This is a genomic window from Rugosimonospora africana, assembly GCF_016862975.1.
Taxonomy (GTDB): Bacteria; Actinomycetota; Actinomycetes; order Mycobacteriales; family Micromonosporaceae; genus Rugosimonospora; species Rugosimonospora africana.
The window spans coordinates 42,469-59,200 of the sequence record NZ_BONZ01000086.1; the positions used below are offsets into that span (position 1 = coordinate 42,469).

Here is a 16,732-nt window from a genome sequence, read left to right on the forward strand (position 1 = left end):
CCCTGCGCCCGACCCCGGTCGAGCCCGTCACACCACTCCTCCCGGGAGCCACCATGCCTCGCAGATCGTTTCCCTACCTCGTCGGCGCACTGTTGCTGACCGCCGCCGTCGCCGCTGTCGCGGCCGCCCGGCCGGCCGGACCGGCCAACGCCCGGCCGGCCGTCGCCGCGGCCTCGCCGGTGCGCATCATGCCGCTCGGCGACTCCATCACCGCCGGTCCCGGCTGCTGGCGTGCAATGCTGTGGCACGAGTTGCAGACGGCCGGATACTCGAACATCGACTTCGTGGGCAGCCAGTCCGACGGCGGCGGTTGCAACCCCGGGTACACCTACGACTGGGATCACGAGGGCCATGGCGGCTACTCGGCCACCGGCATCGCCGACAACAACCAACTCCCGCCGTGGCTGGACGCGGCCAAGCCGGACATCGTCCTGGTGCACCTGGGCACCAACGACATGTGGGGCCACTACATCACGACGGCCACCAAGCTGGCCGCGTTCACCAAGCTGGTCGGCCAGATGCGGGCCAGCAACCCGAACATGAAGATCATCGTCGCGCAGATCATCCCGATGAGCGAGGCCGCCTGCGCCACCTGCCCGGCGGACGTCGTCGAGTTCAACAACGCACTGCCGGCCTGGGCCGCGACCCTCACGACCGCGCAGTCGCCCATCAGGTTGGTGGACCAGTGGACCGGCTTCGACGCGGTCGCGGACACGGTGGACGGGGTGCACCCCAACAACACCGGATTCCAGAAGATGGCCGACCGCTGGTACCCGACGCTCGCGCAGGTGCTGAACGGGGCCACCCCACCGCCACCGTCGTCCTCGCCGAGCACCCGGCCGACCGGCTCGCCGACAGTCCGCCCGTCCAGCTCGCCCAGCACCCGGCCGACCGGCTCGCCCAGCAGTCCGCCGAGCACAGGTACGTGTGTGGCGGCGTACCAGGTGACGTCCCAGTGGGGCGGCGGGTTCCAGGCCGACGTGACGGTCACGAACCGGTCGTCGACGGCCTCCTCGGCGTGGGCCGCCAGCCTCACGTTCGCGAACGGGCAGCAGGTCACCCAGGCGTGGAACGCCACCGTGACACAGAATGGGGCCACGGTGACGGCGCGCAACCTGAGCTACAACGGCACGTTGGCGGCCGGTGCCTCCACCTCGTTCGGGTTTCTCGCCTCGTGGAACAACGGCACCAACGCCGTACCCGCCGTCAGCTGCGCGTCGAGTTGAGCGGACAGAGGTTTCCTAGCGGTGGTCGAGATAGGTCAGCACGGCGAGTACCCGGCGGTGGTGGTCGCCCGACGGGGCCAACCCGAGCTTGGCGAACAGCGCGTTGATGAGGTTGCTGACCGACTTCTCGGTGATGACCAGGCGGGCGGCGATCGCGGCGTTGGAGTGGCCGCCCGCCATGAGGTGCAGCACCTCCCGCTCCCGTGGCGTCAGCACGGCCAGCGCGTCGTGGCGGTGGAGCAACTGCGCCACGACGTCCGGGTCCATCACGGTGGCGCCGGCGGCGACCTGACGCAGTGCGCCGATGAACTGGCGGACGTCGCCGACCCGGTCCTTGAGCAGGTAGCCCACCGCACCGGCCCGGTCGGCGATCAGTTCCCGGGCGTAGAGCCGCTCCACGTACTGGGACAGGACCAACACCGGCAGGCCGGGCACACTCTGCCGGGCCGCGACGGCGGCGCGCAGTCCTTCGTCGGTGAACGTGGGAGGCAGCCGGACGTCGACCACCGCGACGTCCGGCCGTACCGCGACCAACTCCTCGGCGAGCCCGTCGCCGTCGGGCACCGTGGCCACCACCTCGAAACCGTACGCGGCGAGCATCCGGGTCAGCCCGTCGCGCAGCAGCACCTGATCCTCGGCGATCAGAACGCGCACGGCAGCTCCATGTCCAGCACTGTGGGGCCACCGGGCGGGCTGGAGATCCGCAGCCGCCCATCGAACGCGGACAGGCGGCGCCGGATGCCGAGCAGGCCGGTGCCCAGGGACGGGTCGGCGCCGCCCCGGCCGTCGTCGCGGACCACGACGCGCAGGACCGTGGCCGCGTCCACAAGACAGACCCGTACCCGCCCGCCGCCGCCGTGCCGGATCGCGTTGGTCAGCGCCTCGGCGGTCGCGAAGTAGGCGGCGGACTCGACGGGGGCGGCCAGCCGCCGATCCAGCCGCAGGTCGAGCTCGACCGGAACCGGGCTGCTCAGCGCCAGCGCCTCCACAGCGGCGGCCAGGCCCCGGTCGGCCAGCACCGGTGGATGGATGCCGCGTACCAGGTCCCGCAGTTCGGTCAGGGCGGCACCCGCACCGGCCCGGGCCTCGGCCAGCAATGCCTTGGCACCGGTCGGATCGGCGTCGATGACGTCCTCGGCCACGCCCAGGTGCATGGCCAGTGCGACGAGTCGCGCCTGAGCGCCGTCGTGCAGGTCGCGTTCGATGCGGCGCAGCTCGGTGGCGGACGCGTCCACGGTGGCCGCGCGGGTGGCGGTCAACCGGTCGACCCGGGCGGCCAGGCCGGCCGCGGACGTGGGCCCCAGCAACGCCGCCGCGAGCCACGCCTGGGCGCGGATGAGGTACCGCGGCAGCCGGTACGCGATCGCCGCCAGCCCGACACCCGCCGGTACCAGCGCCCAGGTCCACGGACCCGACCGGCCGGTCAGTTCAAGCACGGCCGGGTCGAACCCGGTCGGCTCGGGCAACAGGACGCGCAGTCCGGGGGCGATCAGGCACTCGATCCCGCCCAGCCACAGCGCGACCGGGAGCACGAGGCCGGCCAGCCCGACGAAGAACTGGCACGGCAGCCAGGCGAGGTCGCGCCAGGTCCCGGGGTCGCGCAACGCGACCCGGAACCGGGCCGGCAGGTCGGCGGGCAGCGCGGCATACGGGTCCGGGATCTGCCGGTCCAGTACGGCTGCGGCGCGGCGGCGCTGCACCGTCGCGAGCTGGCGGGCCGACCACATCACCGCGCCGAACATCACCAGGCCCAGCCCGGCGGCCACGGTCGCCGGCACCGACACCACGGCCACGACCACCAGCGCGAGCGCCGGTACCCCGATGGCCGCGCCGGCAGCGAGCCACCGCAGTTCCCGCATCCGGTCCCGTCCTCGATTCATGCGACGACGGTAGGCCCTGCACTCGCGCCACGACAGGGTGCCTGCACCCCGACCCGGCTGGGTGCTCTCGCTCTGGCCGGCCGCGTGGCGCCTCCAGGAGGCTCGGTCCCGACACAGCGACGGATGAGGGGAGAGGCGATGCGACGCATCGTCACAGCACTACTGGCACTGCTGACGGCAGTGGTCGCGGGCGCGTTGGTGGTACCGGCGGATCCGGCTCGCGCCGCGCCCGACGGCGTGACGGCCACCGAGGTATCGTTCACCGGCAGCGGCGGCGTGGTCCTGCACGGAACGGTTCTCACGCCGGCCTCCGGCACCGGCCGGCACCCGGGAATCGTCATGCTGGAGGGCGCGGGCAATCGCGGTCGCGGGTACCTCATGCCGGATGCCCGGGCGTATGCCCGCCACGGCATCGTGACGCTGGTGTACGACAAACGCACCGTCGGGTACTCGTTGCTGCACCGGGACTACTCGGTGCTGGCCGACGACGCGCTGGCCGGGGTGCGGCTGCTGCGCTCGCGACCGGATACCGACCCGGGCCGGGTCGGTCTGTGGGCACTGTCCGAGGGGGCGTTCGTGGCTCCCATCGCCGCGAACCGCTCCGCCGACGTCGCGTTCCTCATCACGGTCGGCGCGGTCGGGACCACCGTGGCCGAGCAGACCGCCTGGGAGTACGGGCAGTACCTGCGCCACGCCGGAGTCAGCGGATCGCTGGTGCGCACCATGCGGGGCACGGCGATGCGCAGCGCCATCGGCGCCCACCTGTTTCCCGAGGCCGACTTCGACCCGCTGCCGCTGTGGCGACAAGTACGTCAGCCGGTGCTGACCGAGTGGGGCCAGCTCGACCGTGACGCCGTACCCGCGGCCAGCCGCCAGCTGATCGGCGAGGCACTGCGCGGTGGCGGCAACTCCCACCACACTGCTCGGGTCGTCCCGGCGGTCAACCACGATCTGCACGTCACCGCGGACGATGGCTTCGACCGCCTGCCCACCCTTCCCGCCGACTACGGGGACTACGAGGCGGCCTGGATCGGGAACCCGACCCAGCCACCGGCGGTGCAGAGCCTCGCCTCGGACGCGGGCCGGGTCGCGCCGACGCTGTCGCCACCCGCCTGGTACGACAGCGCGTGGGCGCAGCTGTCCATCCTCGCGGTGCTGCTGGTCGCCTTCGTCGCGTACCCGGTGGCCGGCCTGATCCGCCGGGTCCGCCGCCGTACCCGCGGCCACTCGCCCCGGTCGGCGCGCTGTCTGGCCGTGCTCGGCCCGGTCACCATCGCCGGCACCATGCTCTACATGCTGTTCATGCTCGCCAGCGCGGCCAAGGTGACCGGGCCGGTGCTCGCCGGCCGACCGGTTCCGTGGCTTGTCTTGCAACTGCTCGCCGCCGGTACAGTCGTCGCCACCGTGGCACTCGCCGTCGGCTGGTGGCGCGGTCCGACCAGTCTGGCTCGGCGCGTCGGGCGCCGCGCGACGACCCAGACCAGTCGTCACCACCGCAACGCGGCCGGCCCGATCCAGGTGGCTCTGTTCGCGGCCGGCCTGCTGTTCATCCCCTGGGCCCTCCACTGGGGCCTGCTCGTTCCCTGACCCGCCGGTGCCTTCGTCGCGGGGATCGCCACCCCGCGACGAAGCGCGGGGCGTGCGGTTGTCCGTGGTGGCGGGTGGGTACCCGTCGTCATGGGAACAGTCCTGTTCGACGTCGACGGCACCTTGGTCGACACGACGTACCTGCACGCCGTCACGTGGTGGCAGGCGCTGGCCGCGCACGGTCGTCCGGTACCGATGGCCCGGATCCACCGGGCGGTCGGCATGGGGTCGGACCGGCTGCTGCCGTACCTGCTCGGGGAGGAACCGGACGAGGAGCTGTCCGGCGCGCTGACGGCAGCCCATGCCTCGCTGTACCAGCCGTACTGGCCACAGCTGCAGCCGCTGCCCGGCGCCGGCGATCCGCTGCGTGCCTGCGCGGCGCGGGGGCTGGGCGTCGTCCTTGCCTCGTCGGCGTCGGCGGACGAACTGACCGCGCTGCGGAAGGTGCTGGCGGCCGACGATGTCATCACCACGGCGACCAGTGCGGCGGACGCCTCCACGAGCAAGCCCGCACCCGACATCCTCCAGGTGGCACTGGAACGCAGCGGTACGGCGGCCAGCGACGCGGTGTTCCTCGGCGACTCGGTCTGGGACGTCGAGGCCGCCGGCCGTGCCGGTGTGCCCTGCCTCGCGGTGGAGTGCGGCGGCACCAGCCGGGCGGAGCTTCAGGAGGCCGGGGCGATCGCGGTCTACCGCGACCCGGCCGCGCTGTGCCGGGAACTGGAGCGTGGTGCGGTGCTGCCCCAATCGCTGGGTGAACAGCGGTAGTCACGAATCGCCCGCCGCCGCGCGAGAGTGCCTGAGCGGCGACGCGTCGGCGGTCGTCGACCTGCTCGATGCGGCGCAGTGGTGGTCGGTGTATCGCGACGCCGACGTGACGGACCGGCTTCGGGAGCTGCTCCAGGCGGTGCCCCGACGCGATCTCGAGCAACTCGCCCGGGATCGGCATGGCGGGCTGGTCCCGGCGGTGAGGACCGCGCTCCTGGTTCTCGACGGTCACGGACTCACGCCGCCCGTGGACGGCTGAGGGCGACGGCAGTCCGTGCGGGCGACCCGGTCTCGTTATCATCCGCGGCGTGGCTTACACGGTGCGGATCCGGGTCCGGTACAACGAGTGCGACGTACAGGGTGTGGTGTTCAACGCGAACTACCTGGTGTATGTCGACGAGACCGTGGACCGCTGGATCACCGACACCCTCGGCGAGGACGCGATCGACGTGATGGTGAAGAAGGCGACCGTGGAGTGGTCGTCTCCGGCCCGCCGGGGCGAGGTGCTCGACCTGGTGCCGGCGGTGAGCCGGTGGGGGAGGAGCTCCTTCGACCTGACGGTGACCGGCAGCGTCGGCGACCGGCCGGTCTTCACCGCCACGCTGCTGTACGTGAACGTCGAGCCGGGCAGCAAGACACCGGCTCCCGTACCCGAGCGGGTCCGCGCCGCGCTGGCGTGATCGGTGGTCGGGCCGCGACCGCCGGCGCGGTGACCAGCGTGCTTTCCGCGTATCCCACTGACACGAGGAGACTTTCGTGGACCACCCATCGTCCGTCGAGCCACTGTCGGCCCCCGACGGCGGGCCAAGTCAGGTCATCCGTCGCGGCGACACCATCAGGCGTCCCGCGGGGGCCTGGACCGGCACGGTTCACGCGCTGCTCCGCCACCTCGAACGGGTCGGCTTCACCGCCTGCCCCACGGTGATCGGCGATGGCATCGACGCCGACGGCAATCAGGTGCTCAGCTACGTCGAGGGCTCCCTGGTGCATCCGCACGCCTGGTCGGACGAGAGCGTGTGGCGGGTCGGCAGGATGCTGCGCGACCTGCACGTCGCCACCGCTTCCTTCCGGCCACCGGCGGACGCCCGTTGGCATCCGTGGTGGATGCACGATGACGGGCCCGGGTCGGTGATCACGCACTGCGACGCCGGACCGTGGAACATCATCGCCCGGGACGGACAGCCGGTCGCGTTCATCGACTGGGAACTGGCCGGGCCGGCCGACCGGCTCGACGAGATCGCCGGTACCGCCTGGTGGAACGCCCAACTGCACGACGATGACGTCGCGCAGCGCCAGAACCTGCCCGACCCGCCCGCCCGGGCGCGGCAGCTACGGCTGTTCCTCGACGGCTACGAGCTTCCCCGGGCCGACCGGAGCGGCCTGGTCGACCGGCTGATCGAGGTCGCGATCCGGAACTGTGCCGCCGAGGCGGTCCAGGCTCGGGTCACGCCCGAGTCCGTCGACCCGTCGCCGCTGTGGGCGCTGGCGTGGCGTGCCCGCGCGGCCTCCTGGATGATCCGCCACCGGTCTCTGCTCGACAACGCCGTTCGGGCGTAGCGGGATCGCCCGGCCCGGGGCGTCGGGGACGCGCGCCCCGCGCTGCCGCGCCCCGGCACGCTCGGTGAGCCGCCGCGGTCGCCGACCGCCGGAGAGCCCGGCCCGACCAGCGGAGGCCCGCTCCGGATCCGTACACCTCGCCCGAAGCGGCGGTACCGCACCACCGGATGCCCAATCATGGGGAAGTGCCCCGGGTAACGAACATCTTCCGGGCTCGACCGGTGAAGACCAGGATCGGGCACCGGGCGACGATGTCGGAGATCTTCTTCGACCTGGTGTTCATCTTCGCGCTCACCCGGGTCATCGCGGTCATGGGAAGTCCGCCGGCCGCAGTGAGCATGGTTCGGGGGCTCGTCCTCCTGCTGCTGCTCTGGATGTCCTGGACGCTGTACGTCTGGCTGAGCAACCGGGCCCGCGCCGACGTCGGTCTGGTTCGGGCCGGTGTCCTTCTCGCGATGCTCGCGATCTTCGTGATCGCGCTGGTCATTCCCGGTTCCTGGCATACCCATCGTGGCGCGGCCAGCGCGGCGGTCGTCCTGGCACTGGCCTACATCGCCCTGCAGTTCCTCCACCTCGCCCTGTTCTTCTACGCGTCCGCGGGCAGTCGGCAGTCGCGGCGGACGCTCGGCATCTTCGAGATCGCGGTCGTCGTGTCCTGGGTGCCGCTGATCCTCGGCGCGATGCTCGGCGGGGTCGCGCAGACCGTCCTGTGGGCTGCCGTGTTCGCGATCGAGTACGGCGGGGGGCATCTCGCCTCGAAGCTGAGCGGCTGGCAACTGCGCAGCCCCGCCCACTTCAGCGAACGTCACGGCCTGGTCGTGATGATCGCACTCGGCGAGTCCCTCGTCGCCGCGGGAGCCCATGCCGCTCCGGCGATCGTCCGCTGGCCCGAGCTACTGGCGGCGGTCCTCGGGTTCGTCGCCACGGTGTGCCTGTGGTGGCTCTACTTCGACGACACCGCCGTGGCCGCCGCGAAGGCGCTGGAGAAGTTGGCCGGCCAGACACGCAACCAGGCCGCCAGCAGCGCCTACAGCCTGGCGCACTTCCCGATGATCGCTGGCGTCATCTATTTCGCGCTCGGCTCGCAGCAGGTGCTCATCCGGGTGGACCGGCAGCCGATGCCGGGACTGCTCAGCGCGTCGCTGGACTGGGGCTCGGCGGTGGCTCTGTACGGCGGGGTTGCCCTCTTCCTAGGCGGGCGCGCCGTGTTCCTTGCCCTGACGGTCCGGTCCGTGCCGCGGGCGGAGGTGGTGGCCGCCTGCGCCGCGCCGGTGCTGCTGCCGGCCGGCCGGTTCCTGCCCGCGCTGGTCGCGCTCGGCCTGCTCACCGCGCTGCTCGTCGGGCAGATCTTCTGGGAACGGTTCCGCCGGGGAGAGGCGGCGGTCGACGTCGCCGAGGTGACATCGGTCTGAGCGCGTTCGGGTCTGTCACCCGGCGGGTTCTTCCGAGCGCTCGACGGGCCCTCCACTGTGGATCGGCCGAACCTCGACGCCGCCGCCCTGATCCACCACGGGGTTGGTGCGCGCGATCGCCACGGCCACGTCGAGGGTCGGCGCCTCGATCACGTAGAACCCCGCGACGATCTCCTTGGAGTCCAGGAACGGCCCATCGGTGACCGTGTCGCCGCGAATCGACGTCGCCATGGCTCTGGGCGTCAGCGCGTACGCGGCGAGCATCGCATTGCGGCCGGTCAGCTCGTCCGCGTGCCGATCGCAGTCCTCACGATCCTCTGGCGTCGAGTCGGGGGCGTGGGCGGAGTCGTTCGCATAGATCAGCACCGCGTACTGGGCCATGACGGATCTCCCTTCGATCTCGGGGTTGAGCGGGAGGAGCGGCGTCGCTACCCTACCGAGCGGCGGAAAGCCACGGGGGTGCTACCGGCTGTGTTTAGCGCCCGCGGCCACGACGATGGTGAGGCGGTCGAGTGACGTCGTACGGTGACCAATACGGCCAGCCCTCCGCCGACCCCGGTCCGTTCGCCGGTTCGCCCGGCACCGGCCGCCGCGCCTGGCCGGCCGCGCCGAGCCAGAGGCCACCGGCGGTCCCGGACGCGGAACCAGCGGACCCCGAGATGTCGCCGGAGCCGTCGCCACCGACCGATTCCATCCCGACCGGGTTCGAGACCCAGCCCCGATTCGAGACCCAGCTCCGAATCGAGACGCAGCCGCCCTACCTGACGGCGTCGCCCACTCTGTCGCACGCGCGCGCCGCGCCACCGGTGTCCGGCCCGGGACCGGCCCCGGTGTCGCCGGGCGCGCCGGTGGTGGACTCGCCGACCCAGCCGCTGGCCACGGTACGCCGCCCTCGACGGGGTCGGCTGGCGCTGGCCGCCGCTGCCGTGGTGGCCGTACTGGCCGGCGGTGTCGTCGCCGTGAAGCTGGCCGGTACCGGCGGCGACCACGGCGCGGAGGCGGCCAGCAACGGTGGCGCCGGTCGCAGCGCCGACACCACGGTGGGGGAGCCCGCCCCGGCCGCCGGTGCGCAGCAGACGGCATCGGTCAGCCCGTCGCCGTCCGCCTCCGGGGCGGCCCGTACCACCTTGAAGCCGGGCGACCGGCTGACCGTCGGGCAGACCCTGCGGTCGCCCCGTGGCCGGGACACGCTCGTCCAACAGACGGACGGCAATCTCGTCCTGGTCGACCAGGCGAAGCGACCGCTCTGGTCGTCCCAGACCTTCGGATTCCCCGGGGCGTACGCCAGCTTCGAGAGCAACGGCGACCTCGTCGTGTACGCCAAGACGGGCCGCGCGCTCTGGCACACGGCCACCGGCGGGCTGGGTGCCTCGTTCGCGGTCCAGGACGACGGCGGCGCCGCGGTCTACCGCGCCGATCACACCACGGTCTGGTCGAGCAAGACCGAACTGTCGCGGCTGTACACCGGGCAGGGACTGCTGGCCGGACAGAAGCGCTCGTCGCCGAACGGGCGGTACACGCTGGTGCAGTCGCCACAGGGCGACCTCGTGGTGTCCAACGCGAGCAACCAGACTCTCTGGACCTCACAGACGGGCGGCAATCCCGGCGCGTACACGGCGATGCAGGCCGACGGCAACCTGGTCGTCTACAGCAGCGACCGCAAGCCGTTGTGGTCCTCGGCCACCACCGGCAACACCGGGGTGTCCGCGGTGGTGGGCAACGATGGAAACGTCGCCGTGGTGAGCGGCAAGGCGAAGACCCTCTGGGGTACCGCGACCGACGGTGTTTCCAAGCTGACCGCCAGCCAATCGCTGCACGCCAACCAGTCCCGCAAGTCCCCGCAGGGCAAGTACCGGCTCCTGGAGCAGGTCGACGGCAACCTGGTGCTCTACGACGCGGCCAACAAGGTCGTCTGGAGCAGCGCGACCTACGGCCATGCCGGAGCCTCCGCGAAGATGCAGGCCGACGGCAACCTGGTCATCTCCGACAGCGCCGGCACGCCGCTGTGGAGCACCCACACCACCGGCAAGGGCGGCACGTATCTCGTGGTGCGGGACGACGGCAGCGTGGCGGTCTGCGGCGCGGCGGGGGCCACGGTCTGGACGAGCAAGGCTTCCTGAGCTGGCCGTCGAGGTTCTTGCGACAGGTCGCCGGTGCCACGCATTGTCCCGGTGGGTTCCGGGTACCCGGCGCGAGGGGCAAGACCGAGAGGGAAGGCGAAAGAGCCATGAATGTATCGCCCCGTACCACGCGTACCTGGCTGATCACCGGCGCTTCCTCGGGGATCGGCGGCACGCTCGCCACGACCCTGCTGGAGCGCGGGGAGCAGGTCGTCGTGACTGCCCGTGACCGCGAGCGCGTCGGAGAGTTCGAACGGCGCTACCCGGGCCGCGCCATCGCGGCGGAGTGCGACGTGACCGATCCCGCCGCGGCACGCGCGGCGATGGCCGCCGCGGTGGCGGCCTTCGGCCGGGTCGATGTCGTCGTCAACAACGCCGGCTACGGCTTGTTCGGCGCACTCGAGGAACTGCCCGACGACGAGCTGCGCCGGCAGTTCGAGACCAACGTCTTCGGTTCGCTCAACGTCGCCCGCGCGGCGCTGCCGCAGCTGCGGCAGCAGCGCTCCGGACACATCGTGCAGATCTCCTCGCTGGAGGGCGTCGCACCGATGCTCGCCGGCGAGACCGCCTACGCGGCCACGAAGTTCGCCGTCGAGGGCATGTGTGAGGCCTTGGCCAAGGAGGTTGCCCACCTCGGTGTGCGGGTCACGATCGTCGAGCCCGGCCCGGTGCGCACCGACTTCGCGGGCGGCGCGAGCGCGAAGTCACCGGAGATCGAGGACTACGACGACAGCGTCGGTGAGGCCCTGCGCCTGTTCGCACAGCTGGCCGGCAACCAGCCCAACGACCCGGTACGGGTCGCCGAGGCCATCATCGAGGCGGTCGACGCCGACCAGCCGCCGTTGCGGCTCGCGCTCGGCGGAGAGGCGGCCGAAGCAATCCGCGCCAAGCTCGACGGGCAGCGCCGCGACCTTGACGCCTGGGACCACCTCGCCCGCTCGACCGCGTTCGCGTCCTGATCCCCCGGTGGGGGACGCGCCCGGGAGTCGGGCGACGGGATGTGAGAGTTCGATCGCATTGGCCATGATTGGTGGGTCATAGCGTCGGGTACCCGACGCTATGACTGCGATCGTTTCTGAAGCTCTGATCGCCCGGCTCGCCGAGTGGGGTGTGGACACGGTCTTCGGGCTGCCCGGCGACGGTATCAACGGCATCATGGAAGGGCTGCGGCGCAATCAGGGCAAGGTCCGCTTTGTTCTGGTGCATCACGAAGAGGCCGCGGCGTTCATGGCTACCGCGTACGCCAAGGCGACCGGCCGGGTCGGTGTGTGCCTGGCCACCTCGGGGCCGGGCGGTATCCACCTGGCCAACGGCCTGTACGACGCCAAGTTGGACCACGCGCCGGTGCTGGCCATCACGGGCATGCAGGAGACCAGCGTGCTGGGCACCGGGTACCAGCAGGAGGTCCACCTGGACCGGCTGTACGAGGACGTCGCGGAGTACAACGAGATGGTCACCAACCCCGCGCAGCTTCCCGGGCTGGTGGATCTGGCCGTACGCACCGCGTACGCCCGCCGGGGTGTGGCGCACCTGACCATCCCCAACGACATCCAGGTCGCCGACGCCGGCAAGAATCCGTGGCCGACCGTCGCTCCGGCGCACGCCCCGGCCACGTCGCCGGTGTACCTGTCTCCGCCGGTGCGCCCGCGCGACGACGACCTGAACGCCGCCGCCCGGGTCCTCAACCGTGGCGAGCGGATCGCGATCCTCGCCGGGATCGGTGCCCGGGGTGCCGGTCCGCTGGTGGAGCGGGTCGCCGAGGTGCTCGGCGCACCGGTCATCAAGACGCTGTCCGGCAAGATGGTCATCCCCGACGACTCGCCGTTCGCCACCGGCGGTCTCGGCCTGCTGGGTACCGCGCCGAGCGCCGAACTGGTCGACGACATCGACACGTTGCTGATGCTCGGCACCAACTTCCCCTACACCAAGCACCTGCCGGAGCCCGGCAAGGTCGCGGTCGTGCAGATCGACACGGACGCCGCCCGCATCGGTTCCCGGATGCCGACCGACGTGCCGCTGGTCGGCGACGTCGGGGCCAGCCTCACCGACCTGCTGCCGCTGCTGCGCACCCGGGACGACCGCTCGCACCTGAAGAAGTACCAGGACAAGATGAGCGACTGGCGGTCGAAGATGGCCGCCCTGGAGTCCCCCGACCGCGACCCGATCGCGCCGCAGTACCTGGCCCACCTGCTGGACGAGTTGTGCACCGACGACTCGGTGCTGACCTGTGACTCGGGAACCATCGCGACGTGGGCCGCCCGGCACTGGAATATCCGGGCCAGGCGGGAGTTCTACCTGTCCGGCAACCTCGCCACGATGGCGCCCGGGCTGCCGTACGCGATCGGGATCCAGCACGCGTACCCGGACCGGCAGGTGGTGGCGTTCATCGGCGACGGTGGCTTCGCCATGCTGATGGCGGAGTTCCACACCGCGGTGTGGCACGGGCTGCCGATCAAGGTGGTCATCAACAACAACGCGGGCCTGGGCCAGATCCTGTGGGAACAGATGGTACTGGGCTACCCGGAGCACGGAGTGCGCTTCGGTGACCCGCAGCCGGACTATGCCGGCTGGGCACGGTCAGCCGGCGGGTACGGGGTGCGGGTGGAGAAGGCGGGCGATCTGCCCGACGCGTTGCGTACCGCCTTCGCGACGGACGGGCCGGCGCTGGTGGACGTGATGGTGGATCCGAACGAGCCGCCGATGCCCGGGAAGGTCACCTACGAGCAGGCCAAGAAGTTCGCCGGGGCATTCCTGCGCGGCCAGCCGCACAAGGCGGCCATCGCCACCACCCTGTTCAAGGACCGAGTCCAGCAGCTGAAGGATCGCTGATGACGGTCGTCACGCTGCCGATTCCGCGGGCGCGCAAACCGAGCGAGGCCGGGGGAGAGCAGCCGTTCGAGCTGTCCGAGGCGCTGCGCGAGGCGGTGCGGGGCGAGGTGCGGTTCGACCCGGGTAGCCGGGCGGTGTACTCCACCGACGCGTCCAACTACCGGCAGGTGCCGATCGGGGTGGTGATTCCCCGCGACATCGACGACGTGGTGGCCGCGGTCGAGGTCTGCCGCCGGTACGACGCGCCGGTCTTCTCCCGCGGCGGCGGCACGAGCCTCGGCGGCCAGTGCACCAACGTCGCGGTGATGCTGGACCTGGCCAAGTACGTCAACGCCGTCGAATCCGTCGACGCCGAACACCGCACGGCGGTGGTCCAGGCCGGCATCGTCCTCGACGAGCTGAACAAGGCGACCCGGCCGCACGGTCTGGTGTTCGGCCCTAAGCCGGCCACCCACGACCACTGCACGATCGGCGGGATGCTGGGCAACAACTCCTGCGGGTCGACAGCCCAGTGGAGCGGCACCACCGCCGCGAACGTGCGGCGGATGGAGGTGCTGACCTACGACGGGGTACGGATGTGGGTCGGCCCGACCAGCGACGAAGAGTACCAACGGATCCTGGACGAGGGCGGCCGGCGGGCGGAGATCTACCGGCAGGTCCACGACCTGCGGGACGCGTACCTCGGGCAGATCCGCACCGGCTACCCCCAGCTGCCGCGGCGCATCTCCGGGTACAACCTGCCCGATCTGTTGCCGGAGAACGGATTCAACCTGGCCCGCGCGCTGGTCGGCTCCGAGTCGACCTGTGTGACGATCCTGCGCGCCGAGCTGGACCTGCTGCCCGAACCGACCCACGTGGCGCTGCTGCTGGCCGGCTACGACGACATCGCTTCCGCCGCCGACCGGGTGCCGCTGGTCAACGAGCACCACCCGTACATCCTGGAAGGGCTGGACAACAAGCTCATCGAGTACGAGCGGGACCGCCGGATGAACACCGTGGCGCTGCACGAACTGCCGCCGGCCGGCGCGTGGCTCATGGTCAAGCTGACCGGCGAGTCCGACGAAGAGGCCCGGACGCGGGCCGAAGAACTGCGCGACGCCCTGGACAAGGACGGCGGCCTGCGCACGCACCGGCTGCTGGCCGACCCGGAGCACCAGGCCGAGCTGGACTCGGTGCGGGAGGCGGCGCTGGGCGCCACGGCGCGGGTACCCGGAATGGCCGACACCTGGCCCGGCTGGGAGGACTCCGCGGTGCCGCCCGAGCGCGTCGGGGACTACCTGCGCGACCTGGGCAAGCTGCTCGACGAGTACGGGTACGGCGCGGCGTCGCTGTACGGGCACTTCGGCCACGGTTGCGTGCACACCAGCATCCCGTTCGATCTGGTCACCGCGGCAGGCATCGCCGACTTCCGGTCGTTCGTCACCCGGGCCGCGCACCTGGTCGTCACGTACGGCGGTTCGCTGTCCGGTGAGCACGGCGACGGGCAGGCCCGCGGCGAACTGCTGCCCATCATGTACGGCGAGGACCTGGTGCGCGCGTTCGGCCGGTTCAAGGCCATCTTCGACCCGGCCGGGCGGATGAACCCCGGCAAGGTGATCGACCCCAACCCGTTGGACGGGCAATTGCGACTGGGTACCGACTACGCGCCGCCGGTGCAACGTACCCATTTCGAATACCCGGACGACGGCGGGTTCGCCGGCGTACCGACCCGGTGCTTCGGCGTCGGCGCCTGCCGCCGACACGACAGCGATGCCGGCGTCATGTGCCCCAGCTACCAGGTCACCCGGGAGGAGCAGCACTCCACCCGGGGCAGGATGCGGCTGCTGTTCGAGATGATGCGCGGCGAGACGATCCGCGACGGGTGGCGCAGCCGGGAGGTCCACGAGGCGCTCGACCTGTGCCTGGCCTGCAAGGGTTGCAAGAGCGACTGCCCGGTCAGCGTGGACATGGCCACGTACAAGGCCGAATTCCTCGCCCACCACTACACTGGCCGGATCCGCCCGCGGGCGCACTACTCGTTGGGTTGGCTCCCGCTGTGGGCCCGGCTCGCCGCACCCGCGCCGTGGGCGGCCAACCTGGCCACCCACGCCCCCGGCCTCGGCCGCCTGGCCAAGCGCGCGGCCGGCGTCGACCCGCAACGCGACGTGCCGCGCTTCGCGCCGCGCCGGTTCACCGACGCGTTCCGCCGCCGGGGCAGCCGGGGCAGCGGCAAGCGCGGCCGGGTCGTGTTGTGGCCGGACACGTTCAGCAACTCGTTCGATCCCGGGATCCCGGCGGCGGCGGTCACCGTGCTGGAGGCGGCCGGCTACCGGGTCGTGGTACCGCAGGACACCGTCTGCTGTGGACTGACCTGGATCTCGACGGGACAGCTCGACATCGCGAAGAGAGTGCTCCGGCGAAGCCTGCGCACGCTGGCACCGATGCTGCGCGACGGGCTGCCGGTGGTCGGCCTGGAACCCAGCTGCACCTCGGTGCTGCGCGAGGACGCGGTCAACCTGCTGGGCGCCGGAGACCTGGACGCGGTACGGCTGCGCCAGCAGACCAGGACGCTCGCCGAACTGCTCGACGAGGACGCGCCGGACTTCGCCCCTCGACTTCCGGAGCTGACCGGTGGTGCGACCCAGGCGATCGTGCAGACCCACTGCCACCAGCACGCCACCCTCGGAAACCAGGCGGACCGGCGGGTCATGGAGCGCATCGGGCTCGACGCGCGGGTGCTCGATTCCGGATGCTGCGGCCTGGCCGGCGACTTCGGCATGACTCCGGAGCACCGGGACGTGTCGCTGGCCTGTGCCGAACGGGTACTGCTCCCGGAGGTCCGGGACGCCGATCCGGACACCCTGATCCTGGCCGACGGCTTTTCCTGCCGTACCCAGATTCACGAGGCGGGCACCTGGCGCCGGCCACGGCACCTGGCCGAGGTGCTCGCCGCCGCGGTGGGCGCACAGCGGCCCGGTTGGTCCGCGACAGGCAGGCAGCGAGAGGAGAGTCGAGATGCCCCAGCAACAGTGGAGCGCCAAGCGTGAGCGCCAGTACGAACACGTGAAGGACAGCGCGAGGCAGCGCGGCCGGTCCGAGGACGTGGCCGAGGAGATCGCGGCGCGCACGGTGAACAAGGAACGCGCCCGCTCGGGCGAGTCGAGGACCGCGAGCCGTTCGTCCACACAGGACATGTCGTCGAGCCGCCGGGGTGGGCTGCGGTCGCACTCCGGGTCCGGCGGGCGTACCCGCGACCAGCTCTACGAGGAGGCGAAGCGCCGCAACATCAAGGGCCGCTCCCAGATGTCGAAGGCGCAGCTGGAAAAGGCCGTGGGCCGGTAGGCGGCAGGCAGTGTGCCCCGGCGCGACCGTGC

The 16,732-nt window shown here is 71.6% G+C and carries 15 protein-coding genes; 12 read left to right on the plus strand and 3 right to left on the minus strand.

Annotated elements, in window-relative coordinates; translation table 11 throughout:
* The first annotated feature begins 53 nt into the window (after window positions 1-53).
* Window positions 54-1,226, plus strand: coding sequence for a cellulose binding domain-containing protein (locus Raf01_RS39980; RefSeq protein ID WP_239134330.1), 1,173 nt, complete (start codon window positions 54-56; stop codon window positions 1,224-1,226).
* Between the two features lie 15 nt (window positions 1,227-1,241).
* Here Raf01_RS39980 and Raf01_RS39985 read toward each other — a convergent pair whose 3' ends face one another.
* Both Raf01_RS39985 and Raf01_RS39990 read right to left on the minus strand, forming a co-directional pair.
* Window positions 1,242-1,880 (minus strand): response regulator, encoded by a 639-nt coding sequence (locus tag Raf01_RS39985; protein WP_203923332.1) that lies wholly within the window; start codon window positions 1,878-1,880, stop codon window positions 1,242-1,244.
* Entirely contained in the window at window positions 1,868-3,106 is a 1,239-nt protein-coding gene (locus tag Raf01_RS39990; RefSeq protein WP_239134331.1) for a sensor histidine kinase, read from the minus strand. The genes Raf01_RS39985 and Raf01_RS39990 overlap by 13 nt, the downstream gene beginning before the upstream one ends.
* 138 nt (window positions 3,107-3,244) lie before the next feature.
* On the opposite strand from Raf01_RS39990, the gene Raf01_RS39995 reads away from it, so the two are divergent.
* The 6 genes from Raf01_RS39995 to Raf01_RS40020 all read left to right on the plus strand — a co-directional run bounded on the left by Raf01_RS39995 (window position 3,245) and on the right by Raf01_RS40020 (window position 8,430).
* Window positions 3,245-4,693, plus strand: coding sequence for an alpha/beta hydrolase family protein (locus Raf01_RS39995; protein ID WP_203923333.1), 1,449 nt, complete (start codon window positions 3,245-3,247; stop codon window positions 4,691-4,693).
* A 90-nt stretch (window positions 4,694-4,783) separates the two neighbouring features.
* Complete coding sequence (locus Raf01_RS40000; RefSeq protein WP_203923334.1) at window positions 4,784-5,461, plus strand: HAD family hydrolase; 678 nt, start codon at window positions 4,784-4,786, stop codon at window positions 5,459-5,461.
* Entirely contained in the window at window positions 5,448-5,720 is a 273-nt protein-coding gene (locus Raf01_RS40005; protein WP_203923335.1) for a hypothetical protein, read from the plus strand. The genes Raf01_RS40000 and Raf01_RS40005 overlap by 14 nt, the downstream gene beginning before the upstream one ends.
* Window positions 5,721-5,769: 49 nt before the next feature.
* Window positions 5,770-6,141: an acyl-CoA thioesterase gene (locus tag Raf01_RS40010; RefSeq protein ID WP_203923336.1), complete on the plus strand. Its 372-nt coding sequence runs from the start codon at window positions 5,770-5,772 to the stop codon at window positions 6,139-6,141.
* 76 nt (window positions 6,142-6,217) lie between these two features.
* Window positions 6,218-7,018 (plus strand): phosphotransferase, encoded by an 801-nt coding sequence (locus Raf01_RS40015; RefSeq protein WP_203923337.1) that lies wholly within the window; start codon window positions 6,218-6,220, stop codon window positions 7,016-7,018.
* 185 nt (window positions 7,019-7,203) lie between these two features.
* Window positions 7,204-8,430 carry a low temperature requirement protein A gene (locus tag Raf01_RS40020; protein ID WP_203923338.1) on the plus strand — a complete coding sequence of 409 codons (1,227 nt, stop codon included), beginning with the start codon at window positions 7,204-7,206 and terminating at the stop codon, window positions 8,428-8,430.
* Between the two features lie 15 nt (window positions 8,431-8,445).
* Here Raf01_RS40020 and Raf01_RS40025 read toward each other — a convergent pair whose 3' ends face one another.
* A complete protein-coding gene (locus Raf01_RS40025; RefSeq protein WP_203923339.1) occupies window positions 8,446-8,811 on the minus strand; it encodes a YciI family protein in 366 nt (121 codons plus the stop codon).
* A gap of 131 nt (window positions 8,812-8,942) precedes the next feature.
* On the opposite strand from Raf01_RS40025, the gene Raf01_RS40030 reads away from it, so the two are divergent.
* From Raf01_RS40030 to Raf01_RS40050, 5 genes are all read left to right on the plus strand, one after another.
* Window positions 8,943-10,550: a hypothetical protein gene (locus Raf01_RS40030; protein ID WP_203923340.1), complete on the plus strand. Its 1,608-nt coding sequence runs from the start codon at window positions 8,943-8,945 to the stop codon at window positions 10,548-10,550.
* Window positions 10,551-10,657: 107 nt separating this feature from the next.
* Window positions 10,658-11,509 carry an oxidoreductase gene (locus Raf01_RS40035; RefSeq protein ID WP_203923341.1) on the plus strand — a complete coding sequence of 284 codons (852 nt, stop codon included), beginning with the start codon at window positions 10,658-10,660 and terminating at the stop codon, window positions 11,507-11,509.
* A 100-nt stretch (window positions 11,510-11,609) separates the two neighbouring features.
* Window positions 11,610-13,379, plus strand: a complete 1,770-nt coding sequence (locus Raf01_RS40040; protein ID WP_203923342.1) for a thiamine pyrophosphate-dependent enzyme — start codon at window positions 11,610-11,612, stop codon at window positions 13,377-13,379.
* Window positions 13,379-16,405, plus strand: a complete 3,027-nt coding sequence (locus Raf01_RS40045) for an FAD-binding and (Fe-S)-binding domain-containing protein (protein ID WP_203923343.1) — start codon at window positions 13,379-13,381, stop codon at window positions 16,403-16,405. The genes Raf01_RS40040 and Raf01_RS40045 overlap by 1 nt, the downstream gene beginning before the upstream one ends.
* Window positions 16,374-16,700, plus strand: a complete 327-nt coding sequence (locus tag Raf01_RS40050) for a plasmid stabilization protein (RefSeq protein WP_203923344.1) — start codon at window positions 16,374-16,376, stop codon at window positions 16,698-16,700. The genes Raf01_RS40045 and Raf01_RS40050 overlap by 32 nt, the downstream gene beginning before the upstream one ends.
* Window positions 16,701-16,732 lie beyond the last annotated feature (32 nt).

Excerpts from the sequence above, each read along its gene's own strand:
- Raf01_RS39980 (WP_239134330.1), top strand. The coding sequence starts at position 54 with ATGCCTCGCAGATCGTTTCCCTACCTCGTCGGCGCACTGTTGCTGACC.
- Raf01_RS39990 (WP_239134331.1), bottom strand. The coding sequence starts at position 3,106 with ATGAATCGAGGACGGGACCGGATGCGGGAACTGCGGTGGCTCGCTGCC.
- Raf01_RS39995 (WP_203923333.1), top strand. The coding sequence starts at position 3,245 with ATGCGACGCATCGTCACAGCACTACTGGCACTGCTGACGGCAGTGGTC.
- Raf01_RS40000 (WP_203923334.1), top strand. The coding sequence starts at position 4,784 with ATGGGAACAGTCCTGTTCGACGTCGACGGCACCTTGGTCGACACGACG.
- Raf01_RS40025 (WP_203923339.1), bottom strand. The coding sequence starts at position 8,811 with ATGGCCCAGTACGCGGTGCTGATCTATGCGAACGACTCCGCCCACGCC.
- Raf01_RS40035 (WP_203923341.1), top strand. The coding sequence starts at position 10,658 with ATGAATGTATCGCCCCGTACCACGCGTACCTGGCTGATCACCGGCGCT.
- Raf01_RS40040 (WP_203923342.1), top strand. The coding sequence starts at position 11,610 with ATGACTGCGATCGTTTCTGAAGCTCTGATCGCCCGGCTCGCCGAGTGG.
- Raf01_RS40045 (WP_203923343.1), top strand. The coding sequence starts at position 13,379 with ATGACGGTCGTCACGCTGCCGATTCCGCGGGCGCGCAAACCGAGCGAG.
- Raf01_RS40050 (WP_203923344.1), top strand. The coding sequence starts at position 16,374 with ATGCCCCAGCAACAGTGGAGCGCCAAGCGTGAGCGCCAGTACGAACAC.